The sequence below is a fragment of the Chryseobacterium sp. JUb7 genome (assembly GCF_024806495.1).
GTDB lineage: Bacteria > Bacteroidota > Bacteroidia > Flavobacteriales > Weeksellaceae > Chryseobacterium.
In genome coordinates this window covers 83,831-100,860 of sequence record NZ_JANUFF010000006.1, presented here as the reverse complement: position 1 = coordinate 100,860, position 17,030 = coordinate 83,831, and the positions used below count along the sequence as shown (strand labels likewise).

Below are 17,030 nucleotides of genomic sequence, written 5' to 3'. Positions count from 1 at the left end.
TTTCAGGCTGTGCCTGGGTTAAATATGAATCTGAATAGCAACAGTTATCTTCAAAACAATCGGGAGTCTCCTAAGGTGATAGCCTCCCGATTGTTTTCCTAAATTCACTCAATTCTTTATAGCTGCCTTTAATTCCTTTATTTCCTGCATTAATTGCAATAGCATTGATTTTACATCTTCGCTTGCAAAGTCGATAATTTCAAGCTCCTGGGGTGAATAGCTTCCAGCATGTTGCCAGATTTCCCATAAGTCAGAAAAAGGAATTTCATAGTTTTCATAGAAGCTTTCATTTGATTTCACAGTGATGGACTTTTTATTTATGCTTTCTATCCGCTTAAATATAAAATCGGTGCGTGTGATAAGGAGATAAACTTTACCTAATTTTATATCACTAATACGCTCTACGTATTCTCCAATAACATAAGTACCATCTTTGTAAGGGGGCATGGAATCGCCTTCTGCGGGAAAAGCCCTATACTTCCCATTTCTTAGAAACGGAAGGGACATTGTCTGTAACCCCTCGATGTATTCAGGATCTGCATATCCTTTAAGATAGCCCATTTTAGCCTTGTAGGGAACTATTTCTATCTTGTTTTCCCCTAATGAGTCCGTCTTAATAGGAAGCAGTATTCTGTTATCCGGCAGATTGAGCATTTCTTCCAGTTTATATTTTCTTAGGTCAACAGTCAATAATAGGTCCGTACTGATATGATAATAGCGGGAAATAGCTAACAATACATCCAGAGGAGGAGTGTATTTCGCAGTCTCATATTTTGCGTATGAGTCTCTGGAAATCATCAATTTCTCAGCAATTTTTTCCTGTGAGAGATTAGGTGCCTGTTTAAGTCGCAAATACCTTATGTTATCCGCTAGAATAGAGAGTGTTGACATTTTGTGACAATTTATCACAACAAAAGTAATATAAATTGTGATAAATCTTCTCAATTTTGCTAAATAATTTAGTAAAAATGAATCGGTCTATCGTACATATGGATTTAGATACCTTCTTTGTTTCTTGCGAGCGGCTTGTAAACTCACAGCTTAATGGTATCCCATTGATTATTGGTGGAGGAGACCGCGGTGTGGTTTCTTCCTGTAGTTATGAAGCAAGAACTTTCGGCGTTAGATCCGCCATGCCAATGAAAATGGCACTACGTCTTTGCCCACAGGCTAAAGTAGTGAAGGGAGATATGGAATTGTACAGTAAGATGTCCCATACTGTTACAGAAGTTATTGAAGAAAGCGCACCGGTAATGGAAAAAGCTTCCATCGATGAGTTTTATCTTGACCTTACTGGTATGGATAAATTTTTCGGGGCATATAAATGGACGAATGAGTTAGGTGCCAGAATTGAAAAAGAAACAGGACTTCCGATCAGTTATGCGTTGTCAATAAATAAAACAGTGAGCAAAATTGGTACGGGAGAATCCAAACCTCACGGTCATCGTGAGATACCTTCAGTAGGCGTTCATTCATTTTTAAATCCTTTGTCGATCAAAAAGATGCCTATGGTAGGGAATGCAACTTTTCAGCTATTTTCAAGAGTTGGAATAAGGACTATAGGCACATTATCAGAAATGCCGGTTGAGGTGCTCCAACAGATGATCGGAAAGAATGGAGTTGATCTATGGAAGAAAGCCAATGGAATTGATGAAACTCCTGTCATACCATATTCAGAGAGAAAATCAATTTCGAAAGAAAGAACCTTTAATAGCGATACGATGGATGTCTATGAAATTAAAAGTATTATTTCGGGAATGGCTGAACAGTTGGCCCATCAGCTTCGCCAAGAAAAGTGGTTGACAGCAACTGTAGTAATTAAAATCAGGTATTCAAACTTTGACACCGAAACCAAACAGAGCCGTGTAAGCTATACATCATCTGATCATACTTTGGCAAGGGTTGCGCTTGAACTTTTCGATAAAGTATATGTGCGAAGGATGCGTCTCCGTTTAGTGGGGTTAAGATTTACTGATCTTGTCCATGGTAGTTATCAGATGAATTTATTTGAGGATAATGCTGAGCTCATCAGCTTGTATCAGGCAATGGACAATATTAAGAATCGTTTCGGAAAAGATGCGGTCGGCAGGGCCGTGGGTTTTAATTTTTCACGCTAATTTCTCAACTATGTATTTGAACTGCCATTCCTATCACAGCTTACGTTATGGAACGTTATCCATTGACGATCTTGTATGCCAGGCAGCCGCAATGGGTATTAAAGAGCTTGTTCTTACTGATATCAATACGATTACGGGCATTTATGAATTTAAGAAAAAATGTGAAGGGAAAGGAATAAAGCCTATTGTTGGTGTTGAGATACGTAAGGGGAGTGAATTGCTCTATATTGTCATTGCAAAAGAGTTTACCGGGATAGGAGAGGTAAATCGGGCTCTAACATCTTATAATTGTGATGGTATCGATCTACCTGAGCGACCTGATTTTGAACACTGTTTTATCATTTATCCACTGAATGCTCACAGACCTGAACAGCTTAATGATAATGAATATATTGGAATTCAGGAGGAAGAGCTAAATATGTTGATCCGCAAAGAATATCAAAGGTTGATTCCCAAAATGGTCATATTACACCCTGTGACTTTCAGCACGAAGAAGGAATTCAATCTGCACCGGATTTTGAGGTCTATTGATAATAATATGCTGCTTTCTAAATTAGCAGAAAGCGAAATTTGCTCGAAAACAGCATATTTAAAATCTCCAAAAGTAATTTTAAATGCCTACCGGAATTATCCGCAAATTATCCAGAATACAACTGTAATTCTTTCGGAGTGCGGTTTTGACTTTGAATTCGAAACACCACGCAATAGAAAATTTTATACAGGTTCTAAGAAAGATGACCTGCGGCTTTTAACACGGTTAGCTTTTACTGGACTGGAAAGACGTTATGGGAAAAGTCACACACAGGCAAAACAGCGGATCGAAAAGGAATTGAAAGTTATTGATGAACTTAATTTCAGTGGATATTTCCTGATCACATGGGATATTATCAGGTATAGTAATAGTATGGGGTTCATGCATGTGGGACGGGGGAGTGGTGCAAATAGTATTGTCGCTTACTGTCTGGGTATTACCGATATCTGCCCCTTGGAACTCGATCTCTATTTTGAGCGGTTTTTAAATGAGAACCGAAAAAGCCCACCGGACTTTGATATCGATTGGAGCTGGCAGGATCGGGATACTATATTGGAGTATATCTTTGACCGTTACGGCAAAGATTACGTTGCGTTCTGTGGGACGAATGTTGAGTTTAAGTACCGATCTATTATCCGGGAGGTAGGGAAGGTGTTTGGTTTACCAAAAGAGGAACTCGATGAATTGTCGAAATATCCTGAAAGAGTATTTCGAGATGAGATAGTACAGCAAGTTCAGAAGTATGGAAAGCTCTTAGAAAAGTTTCCAAATTAGCGTTCCATGCATTCTTGTGGGATTATTATTTCTGAAGAACCCCTAACAAATTTTACCGCACTGGAAATGCCGCCCAAGGGATTTCCGATCGTGCAATGGGATATGCATGTGGCAGAGGAAATTGGATTTGAGAAATTCGATATCCTATCTCAGCGAGGGCTGGGTACAATCAATGATACAGTTAGGCTTCTTGAAGAGAAAAGAGGAATTAAGGTAAACATCAAAGACACTAACATTTCCAAGGATGAAGAAAAATGCAATGAGTTTTTAAGCCAGGGAAGGACAATAGGTTGTTTTTATATCGAAAGTCCTGCGATGCGCGGGCTGCTGCGAAGGTTAAAATGTGACAACTATAAAGTACTGGTGGCAGCATCGTCGATTATACGTCCAGGAGTGGCTCAGAGCGGCATGATGCGGGAATATATCTTTCGGCACAACAATCCAGATAAGTTTGAATATTTCCATAAAGTTTTTGAAGAGCAACTCGGAGATACCTACGGCATCATGGTGTATCAAGAAGATGTTATTAAGATTGCGCTGCATTATGGGGGAGTATCCGCAGCGGATGGTGATATTCTCAGAAGGGCAATGAGCGGAAAAGGTAGGTCACTTTCGGCACTTCAAAAAGTAAAAGACGATTTTTTTGCATCTTGCAGACAACAGGGACATCCGCAAGAACTGAGTACAGAGATTTACCGACAGATTGAATCATTTGCGGGCTACTCATTTTGCAAGGCACATTCTGCGTCTTACGCTGTAGAAAGTTATCAGAGTTTATATCTGAAAGTATACTATCCGTTGGAATTTATGGTGTCAGTTATCAACAATACGGGTGGTTTTTACCGGACGGAAGTGTATGTTCATGAAGCAAGGATGTCTGGTGGAAAGATTATGAATCCATGTGTAAACAGGAGTGAGCACCAAGCTACGATTTATGGCGATGAGATTTATTTGGGATTTATGCACCTTGAAAAAGTGGAATCAAAACTTGGACAATTGATTCCCGAAGACAGGAGAAGGAATGGACAATACAAATCCATGGAAGACTTTATCAAACGAATACCTATTGGCATAGAAACGTTGCAGATATTGATATTTATTGGTGCTTTTCGATTTTGCGGAGTTCCTAAGAATGAATTATTATTAAAAGCCAGGGTACTGCTTGGAGACTTTAAACCTGAACATCGGTTTGAAACATTGTTTGAGGAGCCTGTAAAGGAATTTAAATTTCCGGAACTGAAAAGAAACATCTTTGAAGATGCTTTTGATGAGATAGAAATTTTAAGTTTTCCAGTGTCCTGTACACCTTTTGATCTATTACAGACAAAGTACAGGGGAACAGTGATGGCAAATGAGCTTGTTCAATATCATAAGAAGCAAGTTAAAATGCTAGCCTATTTGATTTCGAGAAAACATGTTCCGACGAAAAGGGGGACAATGTATTTTGGAACCTGGGTCGATGTCAATGGGGACTATTTTGATACGGCACATTTCCCGGACTGCCTTGAAAAGCATCCATTTCAGGGGGGTGGGTGCTATTTACTTTTAGGAGTGGTGGAAGTAGATTTTCATTTTCCTACGATCACAATTACAAAAATGGCAAAAATGCCTTTTATTTCTGATCCTAGGTATTCTCATGATGAAGAGAAGAGATATGAAGCCCAAGAGCGTATAAAGGAAGATGTAAGTATGACGTTCCGTGCACCCTATCCGCAGGAGCATGAAATTGGATTGCCAAGATATAAAACTATCTCTTAAGGAACGTATTTTAGAGAAAGATGTTTACTTCAATGGTACTTAATAACTTAATATACATTGATGGTAATTAAAAAAGCCCCAATAAGTGTCTAACTTTTTGGGGCAGTGCAATTCGAGGCTTTTTTATTTTTAAATTTTGAGCATTTTCTGTTTTAAGATAAAGTTACCATCCTGTTTTGAGAAGCGTTCCTTGACAAAACCCTGGAATGAAGCAGGGAATTTACCATATCCGGTGGTTAGGATTACCTGAAATTCTTTACCTTTTGGATCTCCATTTATTCCAACTCGGATTGCTTCAAGTAACAGTTCTAGATTTTGATTGAGGTGATCTGTATCGATTCCTGAATCTTCTGGTGTATCAATCAAAAGGAATCTTGGATGCTTAACCGAAGGTAACCTGAGTGCCAGCGCAAGGATAGTAAAATAGTACATCAGCCTTTTTGGAACATCACTACTATTAGCTTTGTATTCTCGATTATCTATAAAAGGCATATAATCTTCGTCAATATGTGCTTCAGTACTTTCGTAGGAGGATTTGGATAAAAGAAAACTGTAGACTGAATTAAAAAGTTCAATCGTTTTTGCATTATTTTTATCATACAGAATTTTTGCAGTATTGAATTCTTGCTGAGCAGTTCTAAGTTCTTCAATTTTTGTTTCGAGATCATCAAATAATTTTTTCCATTGAGCACTTGTTCTTAATGCGTAACCAATTTCCATCAACTGTTCTTTCAGCTTTAAGATTTGGTCATTATAATCATCGATAACTGTTGTGCTTCCTGCAAATTGTGCTGTTTCAATTACTGTTTTAAGCTTGGTAGTATACTCATCAATAAGTTTAGAGTTTTTTTCTATTTTTCCTTTTACTTCTCGAACATCCACTGCATAGTCTTCTTTGGCCTGAGTAATAGCCTTAATGCTATTTTGTCTGTGGGAAAGGATATCTTTATATTCACTTGAGTTGTAAACAAATTTTTCATAATCATCTTCTTTGAATTTAGAGCCACAGATACAGAAACCTGTGGCAATCTCCTTTTTGTTCATACAAAAGGGACAGACTTCCATCGAAAATAGGTCAAGCCTGTCATGGGTGAAGATAATCTTCTGAATCTGCTGTATTTCTTCCAACAGGGTACGGTGGACTTGGTCGACCTTTATCTGCTCATTCTCCAATGATTTCAGAAAAATTCTTTCCCTTGAGGTTTTAAGTTCAAGATCGACAAGCATGGACTGAATATTAGCCAATTCTCCAATTTTGTCATCTACAGTAGTTTCTCTTATCTGATAAGCATCGCGTTCTTCCTCAAGTTTCGCCAGTTCTGTATTTGTTTCTACCTGGCGTTGTAGCAACGCTTCACTGTTCTGCACTGCGTCATGCGTAGATTCATAATTTTGCAACAATGCTTTTGCTGTATCTCTTCTTTTTGTTGCTGCCTTAAGGATATCTAATTTTTTAAAGTATTCCGCCGAGGACATTCCTAGAAGAATTTCGAAGATAGATTTTCTGATAATAATGGAGTCGGCAATAAAGTTTTCGGCAATAGGCGATTTATAGATTTTTCTCGGCTCTGTATTTTGGTCGTAGTTCAATAGCCGAAAAAGGTCATTGAAATTGAAAAACCAATGTACAGCACCAATATACAGTTCAAAGACAGGGATTTTAAATTTATCTAATATCCAGTCGGAGAAAATTTGGATGTCACCTCTTCTATTGATAGGATAAGTTTCGGTTGCTATTCCATTGTCCACAAAAACATCCTGCGCACCTATAAACCTTTTCAGTGAATAGGGAACCTGATCGATTAGTATATCAATGTGAACAAAATTGTTCGTATCCTCTATGATCAAGGAATATCTAGCATCTTCATTATCGTCCTCAAAGGGTTTTATTTTACCGCCCAGTGCATATTCAATAAAATAGCTGAATGTACTCTTCCCTGAGCCATTGTCACCCAAGATAACATTTATTCCAGCATCTAGTTCCGGAGACTCGTAGAAATACTTTTCTCCTGAATACTTTACTTTTTTAACAATTAAACTCCCCACGTCAGTATATTATTATCATTAAATATTTTTTCTACCAAAGATTTTATTGGCATACTTCTGACCCTTAAGGTCATTGCTCTCTTTAGTTCTGCGACATTCGCTATCTCATTTTCAAATATTTCTGCGTCAAAGAAGTCCACAGGTATAAGTTCTTTATTTAGCCAAAGATCAATTGTCTGTGATGATTTGTTAACCGAGACACTAATAAGTTCCCTGTTTTTGAGGACGATGACTAAGTGATGGAGCAGCTTTTTCTTTATCTGTGCTTTGTTATATATATCGGCCAGTCGCTGTGTTTCAAATTGGCTCGGTTCTCCGCCTTCGTTTACAAAATCAACCAGATAGGCAATTTTTCTAAAATCCCTAAATCTCTTTTCTTCGGTTGTACAGTCTAAGACTTTCAACAGTATTATCGTACTATATGCCAAATAATTGTAGTCCTCCTTTTGGATGAACATCAATCTTTTTTTTGCTGAGCTTCTATTCTGTTTCATATACCCCTTCTTTATCAAATGACAGATAACACTCATTTATCAGATCCAAAACAATTTTGCGCATTAAGTTATCGTCAATTATCGGGTACTTGTACATTTTTGATTTTACCTCGATTATTGTAATTGCGCTGTCCGTAAATTTTTTGAGAAGATCTTCTATTTGTTCCTGAGTCAAAACTGTGCCAATATTTTCATCAACAAAATCTTCGAGCATCTCTTGACATTCTATAAATAAACGGTACTTTATGGCACTCATATCACGTTCCTGCACAAATTCGAGTTCGGCCTTTCCCAGTGCAAGCTGACGGCGCAGTCTTTTCATCCTCATTTCGGAAAAATCGTTGTTGACGGCCAGAATCTTTTCCATCAGCGTTCTTTTGTCGTTAATTATAATCTCACCAAACTTTTTGCTTCCGAAAGTGTCTGTCGAGTGATCTTTAAACTCTTCACAGATCTCAAGACCGATCAGGGGAGCAATTTTTTCCATGCAGCAGCATTTGATATCATCATTTAATGCTTCATCCCCCTTGACATTTTTTAAAACGCCTATCAACAGAAACGTCTCACCATCAATCAGGAAAGCACCACTACCGGAAAGGCCTTTCGCATCATCGCCACCAGCTTTAAAGGTATCTTTGTCGGCCAACGTAATGCGGAATTCACCACTGGCTATCCCGTTCTGAACCGTACTTTTAAATGATCTGGATTCATTTTTGTTTGCGAACTGAAACCCTGTAAATAGTATTTCATCGTTGCGCTTGAAATTCACTGTCGCTGCTATGTGAGGATGCATACCATCTTTATCCACATGCTTTACTTTTATAACCGCCCAGTCTTCTTTAAAATCTGAACCTATTATTTCCAATACTTCAACATCTTCAAAAGGAGCATTAAAGGCCCTTTGTTGTTGTAAAATTATCTGATCTAGCTGTATATCAGGATAAGCATTTTCATCTCCGTATACGCAATGATGTGCCGTAACCACGTAAAAATAATCTTTTCCTTTAACTAAGGTTCCAGTGCCGTAGCTCACATCTTTCCCACCTATATGGAGGGTGATTCGCACACATATTCTATTAATTAAATCTTCATTCATTTTCTAAAACACCTGTATTTTCAATCAGTTCCCAGTTCCCTTGCTGCAGGTCGGCTTCATTTATAAATTCTCCGGCCTTCTGTTCTATGTTAGCTATTGGATAGTTCAGATATATTGTTCGTTTCTTGATGTATTTAGATTGTACTCTTTGGGGATGATGAATTATCCGTGCGAGTGTTTCCCTGTCCGGATGAGTGTGTGTTGAATTTCCACCGTTAGTTGAAATTACGAATTTATCACAATCTATTAAGTCTAAAAGGGCATTTGTCGTGTTGTTTTTACTACCATGATGCGATACTTTTACAAAATCCACTTTGAGTTTATTACCTATCGAATATTCTTTTGCTCTCAAGGTCTGTTCAATGAAGTAAGGGTGTGCGTCCCCCAGAAAAAGAATGGACATGTCAAAAGTTCTAAGGATAAATGCGATCGAAGAACTGTTGAAAATATCTTCGATGATCGTCTTATCGGGTGTATCATCTTCTTTGGAGAGATCCACCAATGAGCCCCGTAATATCTGTGAAGGTTTGACAGCGGAAATTGAAAGGTCCTCCAATTTTTGGTTATATTCATCACTGAGATCCGGCCACTTTGAATATAGTTCATCAAGGATCTCTTTTGAAGGAGAAACAACTTCTACTGTAATGCCTTCAGGCATCTTCAAATCACTACCTACAATAATATCTTCTGTCCATTTATCCTTAATATTTCCCCTGTCGATAAGGAGTTCCTCAAACGATTTGGCATGGCCGCTGTGTATATTATCTCCTACGGTAGTAAACTTTATATTTTTTGAATTGAACCAGTATCTTTTTACCTGCTCGGGATTAAAGTACGCATGCTTTACAAATTTTATGAGTCCTCCAATATGATCGTAATCAATATGGGTAAGAACCATAATATCGATTATGGGAATAAGTTTAAATTCTCTTCTGAGTACTTCATCGAAGGTCCCCGGTGTTCCGCCATCAATAACTATATTTAACGGATTTGCTTGGCTGTCAAATGTTTTTACGATTATTGAATCTCCGTGCTTGGCAGGTAAAACTAATACCTGAGTCCTGAGACTTTCGTTTAAAGGATGCTTCACTTGATAAAACAGAGTTAATATGGTTATATTTTACTTGAAAAGTAGCAATTATAATCTGTTTATGCAACCTTCAATTAAAAAAATACTGTAAGGACTGATGTTTCTATTCTTTTGCTTTATGCAGTTAAAGATAATTGAACCTCATAACAGTACTTTATAAAAGTGTTTCAGATAAACGTATTATTGTGTTTTTACGTTATTTCAGCCCTAAGAGCCTCTAAATTTAATTTAGTAAAATAAAATAACTAACTTTACTCTTCTATCAATAGCCTTATTATGACATCCAGACATGAGATCGAAGAAAAGGCACTGCTTATACGATTTCAAAGCGGTGATAGGGGCGCAATGAATACGATTTTCCGGCTCTATCATCCGGCATTGATCTTTTTTGCCAACAGACTACTTTTCAATTTTGATCAGGCCAGTGCGCAGGAAGTCGTTCTCGATGTTATGCTCAAAACATTTGAGCTGCGGGAAACCTTTAAGAGCTATGCGAGCGTCAAGGCATTTATGTATATTTCCACAAAAAATAGATGCCTGAATGTCATTGAGAAAGAGAAAGTAAGGTTAAATCGTCTTAACAAATATACACAGGACCTTGACGAACTTGATGACGAGAATATTTTAAGCAAGATGATCCATACTGAAGTACTTCGGGAGCTAAGCCAATCCATTGAATTTCTTCCAGAACAATGCAGGAACATTATGCAGAAATTGATGGATGGAAAAACTCCCAAAGAGGTTTCGGCGGAACTGGATATTAGTGTCAGTACTGTGAACAGCCAGAAAGCACGGGCAATTTCTATACTTAAAAAGACCCTTTCAAATAAAGGAATCGCACTTTTGTTATTTTATTTATAATTTTTTCATTTTCTTTTGGACAACCTCTATTAGTTTCCGGTTTTTATATAAAATGCGAAACATGAAAGAGGAACAATTGTTCGACGGATTTGAGATCACGGAATTACTACATAAGTATATTACTGGACAAAAGCTCCCTTATTGGGATAGGGAGTTCCTTGAAGACTGGATAGAAGAAAGTGAATCCAATCGGGCTATTTTCCAACAGCTATTGGATCAACACCGTTTGGCTGCTGATCTAATCGAACTGAAAGAATCGGGTTCCTCGAGCGACGATGAGCTCGCAAAATTCAATAAAATTCTTGATAAACCTGAGCCAATGGGCATTTGGTTCAGATTGATGACTGCGGCAGCGGTTCTTTTTACCATTTCCATTTCCCTATGGCTTTATAAATTTTACCAATCAGACAAGATTCTACCAACAGAGGTAGCAACAACTACCATATCGGGCGATATTCTGCCCGGTACAGATAAAGCAACGCTAACTTTTGAAGATGGGAAAGTTCTTTCGCTCGCAGGGGATAAGAAAGCTATAAAAGTAAATGAACAGGGCACTTCCTATATGGATGGCACGAGCATATCAGAAAATAAAGTACAGTTTGCGACACTAACGACCCCACGTAAGGGACAGTATAAGATAACGCTTCCCGATGGCACTAAGGTCTGGCTAAATGCGGAGTCTTCTTTACGTTATCCTACAAAGTTCACTGATAAAGACAGGTATGTTGAATTGCAGGGGGAGGGCTTTTTCGACGTGGCGCATGATAAATCAAAGCCTTTTATTGTTGCTTCGGGTGGCCAGCAGGTGAAGGTACTTGGAACTAAGTTTAATATCAACAGTTATTCCAATGAACCTGCTGTCAGAACAACCTTGGTCAGTGGGCGAGTTGAATTGTTAAGCAGCCGTGACAAGGCAACTGTTATACTTGTTCCCGGCCAGCAAGCTAAGCTAGTCAATGACGGTTTTGCCATAAATTCCGTAGATACCGAACCTTTTACAGCATGGACTTCAAATGAGTTTCAGTTTAAAGGAGCAGCTTTGCAGGAAGTCTTGAGACAAATTGAACGATGGTATGACGTTGACGTTGATTACAACAATATTCCAAATATCAAGGTTAACGGAACCATTTCAAGAGATAAGAAACTCTCCAGCGTGTTATATGCACTTGAAAAAATTACAGATTTACAAATTAACCTATCGAAAGGAAGGAGGATTGAGATTCAGAAATAAGAATTTATAGTTTCATATGTTGGCCTGAAAATATGCCGGAGTGTTAGCGCACTCCGGCGATCGGGTCTACATCATAAATTTCCAGCAACGAAAATTACTTTTTAACCCTACACAAATCTATGAAAAAACATGATTTTTCCAACAAGAAAAACATTCCGCTGTGGGTGGATCTGTTTTCCCACAGGAGAAAACTTCTGCGAAACGGTATAAAGAGTGCTGCACTTTTTATACTGCTTGCCAGCGGTACAGCTTTACAGGCTCAACAGATTAGCCTTTCCTTGCAGAAAGCGCCCTTGTCAAAAGCAATTTCAGAAATTCGGAAAGCGACCAAATATGATTTTGTCTACAATGAGGATCTACTGAAAAAAGTTGGGCCTATTACTGTAAACCTGAAAAATGCTTCATTAGAAGAGACATTAAGGACACTCTTCGCAAACCAACCGATCGCATTTGAAATTGCAGATGGCATTATCATTTTGCAGGAGCGGAAAACATCGAATACTTCCAATTCAAAAAAAAAGGAAACCATAAAGGGAAAGATCGTCGATGAAAAGGGCAATCCATTAGCTGGCGCGACTATTCAGGTTAAGGGCAGCAACTTTGTGACGAACTCCGATAACAACGGAAATTTTGAATTGCCTTCGGAGTATGCTGAATCTGAGCTAAAGATCAGCTTTTTAGGCTATGCACCAATGTCGGTATCAGCAAAATACATTGACCGGATAACATTGACAACCAATAGCAATGTTATTGATGAGGTATCCGTTGTTGCCAGTGGATATCAATCTATTCCAAAGGAAAGAGCAACAGGGTCTTTTTCCAAGGTCGATAATGCCACCTTTAACAGGCAGGTTTCAACCGATGTTATTAGCAGGCTGAAAGGTATAGCGCCGTCCATTCTATTTGATGAGAGGTCAGGTAGCCCAAAGCTAACCATCAGGGGACAGGCTACGATCTTTGGTAACGATCAACCCCTAATTGTTGTTGACAATTTCCCTTATGAAGGTGATATCAACAATATCAATCCGAACGACATAGACGACATTGATATTTTAAAAGATGCAGCTGCCGCTTCAATCTGGGGAGTTCGTGCTGGTAATGGTGTGATCGTCATTAAGACTAAAAAGGGACGAGCAGACCAGCCCATGAACATAGGATTTACGAGCAATGTCACGATCGGGCAGAAGCCTGATTTAAATTACATCCCCCAAATAAAGCCAACAGATTTCATTGACATTGAAAAGATGCTTTTTGAAAAAGGTTTCTACAATACGATTATCAGCAATACTGCTGCTAATAGACCTTATTCACCTGTGGTCAGCATTTTGAATGACCAGAAAAACGGAATATTGACGGAACAGCAAGCCACCAACCAGATTGATGCACTCCGAAACAATCATCTACGGGATGACATGAGCAAGTATCTCTATCGAAATAGCATCAAGCAGCAGTATGCGCTAAACTTTAATGGAGGAACAAATAAATACACTTATTATTTTTCCGCAGGATTCGATAAAAACCAAAATACTGAAAAAGGCAGCGACTTCAGCAGGATAAGCTTGAACAGTAATCAGGTCTTCCGTCCAATAGAAAAACTGGAAATTTCTGTGGGTCTTGCTTACAACCAGAATAATCAATCTACATCCAATGTAATTTCAATGCTTAACAATATGGGTACTGAATTAATGTATCCGTATGCACGATTGGTTGATGACAAAGGGGATGCTGTACGGGTAATTAAAGATGCAAGTAATGTTTTAAAAGAGAAAGCACTTACTGCTGGACTGCTCAATTGGGATTTTGTACCATTGGAAGAATTGGATTATCAGAACAACAAATATAAACAGTCCGAACTTCGCTTAAATACAGCCATAAAGTACACTTTTATTCCAGCTCTCTCTGCTGAAGTACGATTTCAATACGAAAATCAGTTGGGTCGACGAAAAAACTATTATGATCAGGACAGTTACTTGATGCGTGATCAAATTAATAGATTTACTACCATTAACAATGGGGTTTTGACCCGTAACATTCCACTGGGTGGACGGCTTGATAATACAAATACAGAACTTAATGCATTGAATGGTAGGTTTCAATTAAATTATGATCAAAAATGGAACAAACATCAGGTTAATGCTATTGCTGGATTTGAAGTTCGAGAAACAAATTCTAACGGAATCAGTTCAAGGCAATATGGTTTTGACCCGAATGTAGGTTCGAGCATCTTAGTCGATTATATAACCCGTTTTACACAATATGGAAGAAATGGCACTGCTACTATATCAAATTTTGATAACTATTCTGGTACAGTTGATCGAATCCGCTCATACTATTTAAATGGAGCCTATAATTATGATCTCCGCTATGTTGTTTCTGCTAGTGCCCGCATAGACCAATCCAATCTTTTTGGAGTGAAGACCAATCAAAAGTCTGTCCCTTTATGGTCTACGGGTGTCAAATGGAATATTAACAAAGAGGATTTTTATCATCTGGAATGGCTTTCGCAATTAAGCCTTCGATCGACTTTCGGATATAGTGGAAACATTGACAGAACTACAACAGCATATACAACTGCCCGTCTCTCAAGGAATTTATACAATAATTTACCAAACGCGGATCTTGTAACGCCGCCAAATAATGAACTTCGTTGGGAGCGTAACCGGATGTTTAATATCGGCGTTGATTTCGCTTCAAAAGACAATAGGTTCTCTGGAAGTATTGAATATTTTAACCGTAAAGGAAAAGACCTTATAGGGAATGGAGATATAGATCCTACTACCGGATATGCATCTTTTCGTGGGAATGTAGCAAATATGACAGGTAAAGGTATTGATATCGAACTGAATTCTATAAATATTCAAACAGAATCTTTTGGTTGGAAAACAACGGCAATTTTTTCTTATGCTAAGGACATAATAACAGCTTATAAACGACCAACTAGCCTTACCAATTTTGTCGCTGATAATAGTATAATTAGAAACGCAACGTTATACAATCCCATTGTTGGCAGATCGCTGTTTGGTATTTATTCTTATCCGTGGGCAGGATTAGATCCGCAAACAGGTCAAGCTAGAGGTTTCTTAGATGGCGAACCTTCTACACAGTATGCCCAGATAACTCAACAACTGGCGGAGGATCCTGAGAATAGACTTGTATATCATGGTAATGCATTAGCACCATATTTTGGGGCTTTGCGGAATACTGTTAGTTACAAAAACTTTAACCTATCGTTTAATATTACTTATCGTTTTGGGTACTATTTTAAACGAAATTCTATAATGTACTCTTCTCTCTATAGCAATTATTATGCACATGGCGATTATTATAGAAGGTGGCAAAAACCAGGAGATGAGCTGACGACGACCGTTCCAGCAATGGTCTATCCGGGAGTGAACGTCGCTGATCAATATTATCTTAATTCAGAAATATTGGTATGTAAAGGTGATCATATTAGGCTTCAAGATATAAACTTAAGTTACAACCTTGATTCCAAAGTATTACAAAAGCTTCATCTTAAAAACGTACGTCTTTTTGGCTATGTAAATAATGTCGCCATGATTTGGAAAGCTAACAAAGAAAATTTAGACCCTGATTTTCCAACAACGAAACCCGTAAGGACTTTTGCTTTGGGGCTTAACTGTAACCTTTAATCAGACTGCTATGAAAAAGAAAATAAAACTATTGTTGCCATTAACTCTGCTATTTCTTCTGCTTTCTTGTTCGAAAGAGTGGCTTGAGGAAAAGCAAGACATAAAACTTATTATACCTACGACACTTAATGATTTGAGTCTACTTATGAATTCGAGTCAATTTCTTTACGACGGCCGAGGTGCAATGGAAGTATCTTGTGACGATTTTGATGTAACTCTTGAACAATACAATTCGTTGTGGATAGATTTTGAACGTAAATTGCTAACATGGACAGTAGATGTGTTTCCTAAATTAGGTTATGGTACTACCCAGGAAGAGTGGGAGCTACCTTATGTCCAGATCCAAGCTTGTAATGTAACATTAAAAGCACTTGAAAAGATTAAGCGAACATCAAGCAATATTGAGTTATATGACCGAATTAAAGGCTCTGCATTGTATTACAGATCAAAAGCATTTTTAAACCTAGCAATGACTTTTTGTAAATATTATGACGCCAATACTGCTGATACGGATCTTGGCATTCCTTTAAAAATAAATGATGATATCAATGAACCAATTTTTAGGAGCAGTTTAAAGCAAACTTATCAGCGGATCGCGGAAGATCTAAGTTTGGCTGCAACATTATTACCTCAAAACGCGATTTCATCGACTCACATAACAAATTCAGGAGCATATGCATTACTTGCAAGGACATATCTATATATGAATGATTACAAAAAAGCATTTGATGCATCTCAGAATTCACTAAACCTAAATTCTTATCTTGATGATTACAATACATTTGATCCTTCAGAATCTTACCCCATTCTGTCAAAGAGTAAAGAAGTGCATATTATGATTGAAATGACAACAGGGTATGGTACTTCAGGAAATAGCTATTCCTCAATACCAGACGAATTGTATGATCTTTATGATAATAATGATCTTAGAAAACTATTATATTTTAGAAAGCAAAACGGGAAGAACGTTTGGCGTGGTGCTCCCATTGGTAATAATCTATCGGGTACTGCGACTGATGAAGTTTTTCTCATTGGAGCAGAATGTGCAGCCAGATTAGGAGATAAAGTGAAAGCGATGGAAATGCTCAATACTTTGCTTATTAAAAGATATATAAAAGGCAAATTCTTGCCGTTGTCGGCCAGTTCAGATTTAGATGCGCTTGATTTAATATTGAAAGAAAGAAGAAAAGAATTATTGAAAAGAGGACTTCGATTTCAAGATCTTAAACGTTTAAATAAAGATCCTCGTTATGCGAAAACATTGACAAGAATTGTTGGTAATAAAGTATATACGCTCCCACCCAATGACAAACGTTACCTATTTCCAATTCCCCAATATATTATCGATTATAACGGCATAGAAAAGAACTAATATGTCAAC

10 protein-coding genes and 1 pseudogene are annotated in these 17,030 nt (G+C 37.9%); 6 read left to right on the top strand and 5 right to left on the bottom strand.

The window, feature by feature from the left end:
- Positions 1-108: 108 nt before the first annotated feature.
- Positions 109-891 (bottom strand): LexA family transcriptional regulator, encoded by a 783-nt coding sequence (locus tag M2373_RS12775; protein WP_076351058.1) that lies wholly within the window; start codon positions 889-891, stop codon positions 109-111.
- Positions 892-968: 77 nt separating this feature from the next.
- On the opposite strand from M2373_RS12775, the gene dinB reads away from it, so the two are divergent.
- Positions 969-2,117, top strand: coding sequence for a DNA polymerase IV (dinB, locus tag M2373_RS12770; RefSeq protein ID WP_259111284.1), 1,149 nt, complete (start codon positions 969-971; stop codon positions 2,115-2,117).
- A 10-nt stretch (positions 2,118-2,127) separates the two neighbouring features.
- A pseudogene (locus M2373_RS12765) lies at positions 2,128-5,181 on the top strand (DNA polymerase III subunit alpha).
- A 129-nt stretch (positions 5,182-5,310) separates the two neighbouring features.
- Here M2373_RS12765 and M2373_RS12760 read toward each other — a convergent pair.
- Genes M2373_RS12760 through M2373_RS12745 form a run of 4 tightly spaced genes read right to left on the bottom strand, consistent with a single transcriptional unit; the run spans position 5,311 to position 9,907 of the window.
- Positions 5,311-7,227, bottom strand: coding sequence for a hypothetical protein (locus tag M2373_RS12760; RefSeq protein WP_259111281.1), 1,917 nt, complete (start codon positions 7,225-7,227; stop codon positions 5,311-5,313).
- Positions 7,215-7,721: a hypothetical protein gene (locus M2373_RS12755; protein WP_259111279.1), complete on the bottom strand. Its 507-nt coding sequence runs from the start codon at positions 7,719-7,721 to the stop codon at positions 7,215-7,217. Before M2373_RS12755 ends, M2373_RS12760 begins: the two co-directional genes overlap by 13 nt.
- Complete coding sequence (locus M2373_RS12750) at positions 7,708-8,817, bottom strand: serine protease (protein ID WP_259111277.1); 1,110 nt, start codon at positions 8,815-8,817, stop codon at positions 7,708-7,710. Before M2373_RS12750 ends, M2373_RS12755 begins: the two co-directional genes overlap by 14 nt.
- Positions 8,810-9,907, bottom strand: coding sequence for a ComEC/Rec2 family competence protein (locus M2373_RS12745; protein ID WP_259111275.1), 1,098 nt, complete (start codon positions 9,905-9,907; stop codon positions 8,810-8,812). The genes M2373_RS12750 and M2373_RS12745 overlap by 8 nt, the downstream gene beginning before the upstream one ends.
- A 276-nt stretch (positions 9,908-10,183) precedes the next feature.
- Between M2373_RS12745 and M2373_RS12740 the strand changes: the two genes are divergently transcribed.
- The 4 genes from M2373_RS12740 to M2373_RS12725 all read left to right on the top strand — a co-directional run bounded on the left by M2373_RS12740 (position 10,184) and on the right by M2373_RS12725 (position 17,021).
- Positions 10,184-10,768 carry a sigma-70 family RNA polymerase sigma factor gene (locus M2373_RS12740; RefSeq protein ID WP_259111273.1) on the top strand — a complete coding sequence of 195 codons (585 nt, stop codon included), beginning with the start codon at positions 10,184-10,186 and terminating at the stop codon, positions 10,766-10,768.
- Positions 10,769-10,829: 61 nt separating this feature from the next.
- Positions 10,830-11,999 carry a FecR family protein gene (locus tag M2373_RS12735; protein WP_259111271.1) on the top strand — a complete coding sequence of 390 codons (1,170 nt, stop codon included), beginning with the start codon at positions 10,830-10,832 and terminating at the stop codon, positions 11,997-11,999.
- A gap of 119 nt (positions 12,000-12,118) precedes the next feature.
- Entirely contained in the window at positions 12,119-15,649 is a 3,531-nt protein-coding gene (locus M2373_RS12730; RefSeq protein ID WP_259111269.1) for a SusC/RagA family TonB-linked outer membrane protein, read from the top strand.
- A gap of 10 nt (positions 15,650-15,659) precedes the next feature.
- Positions 15,660-17,021 carry a RagB/SusD family nutrient uptake outer membrane protein gene (locus M2373_RS12725; RefSeq protein ID WP_123871791.1) on the top strand — a complete coding sequence of 454 codons (1,362 nt, stop codon included), beginning with the start codon at positions 15,660-15,662 and terminating at the stop codon, positions 17,019-17,021.
- The last annotated feature ends 9 nt before the right edge of the window (positions 17,022-17,030 follow it).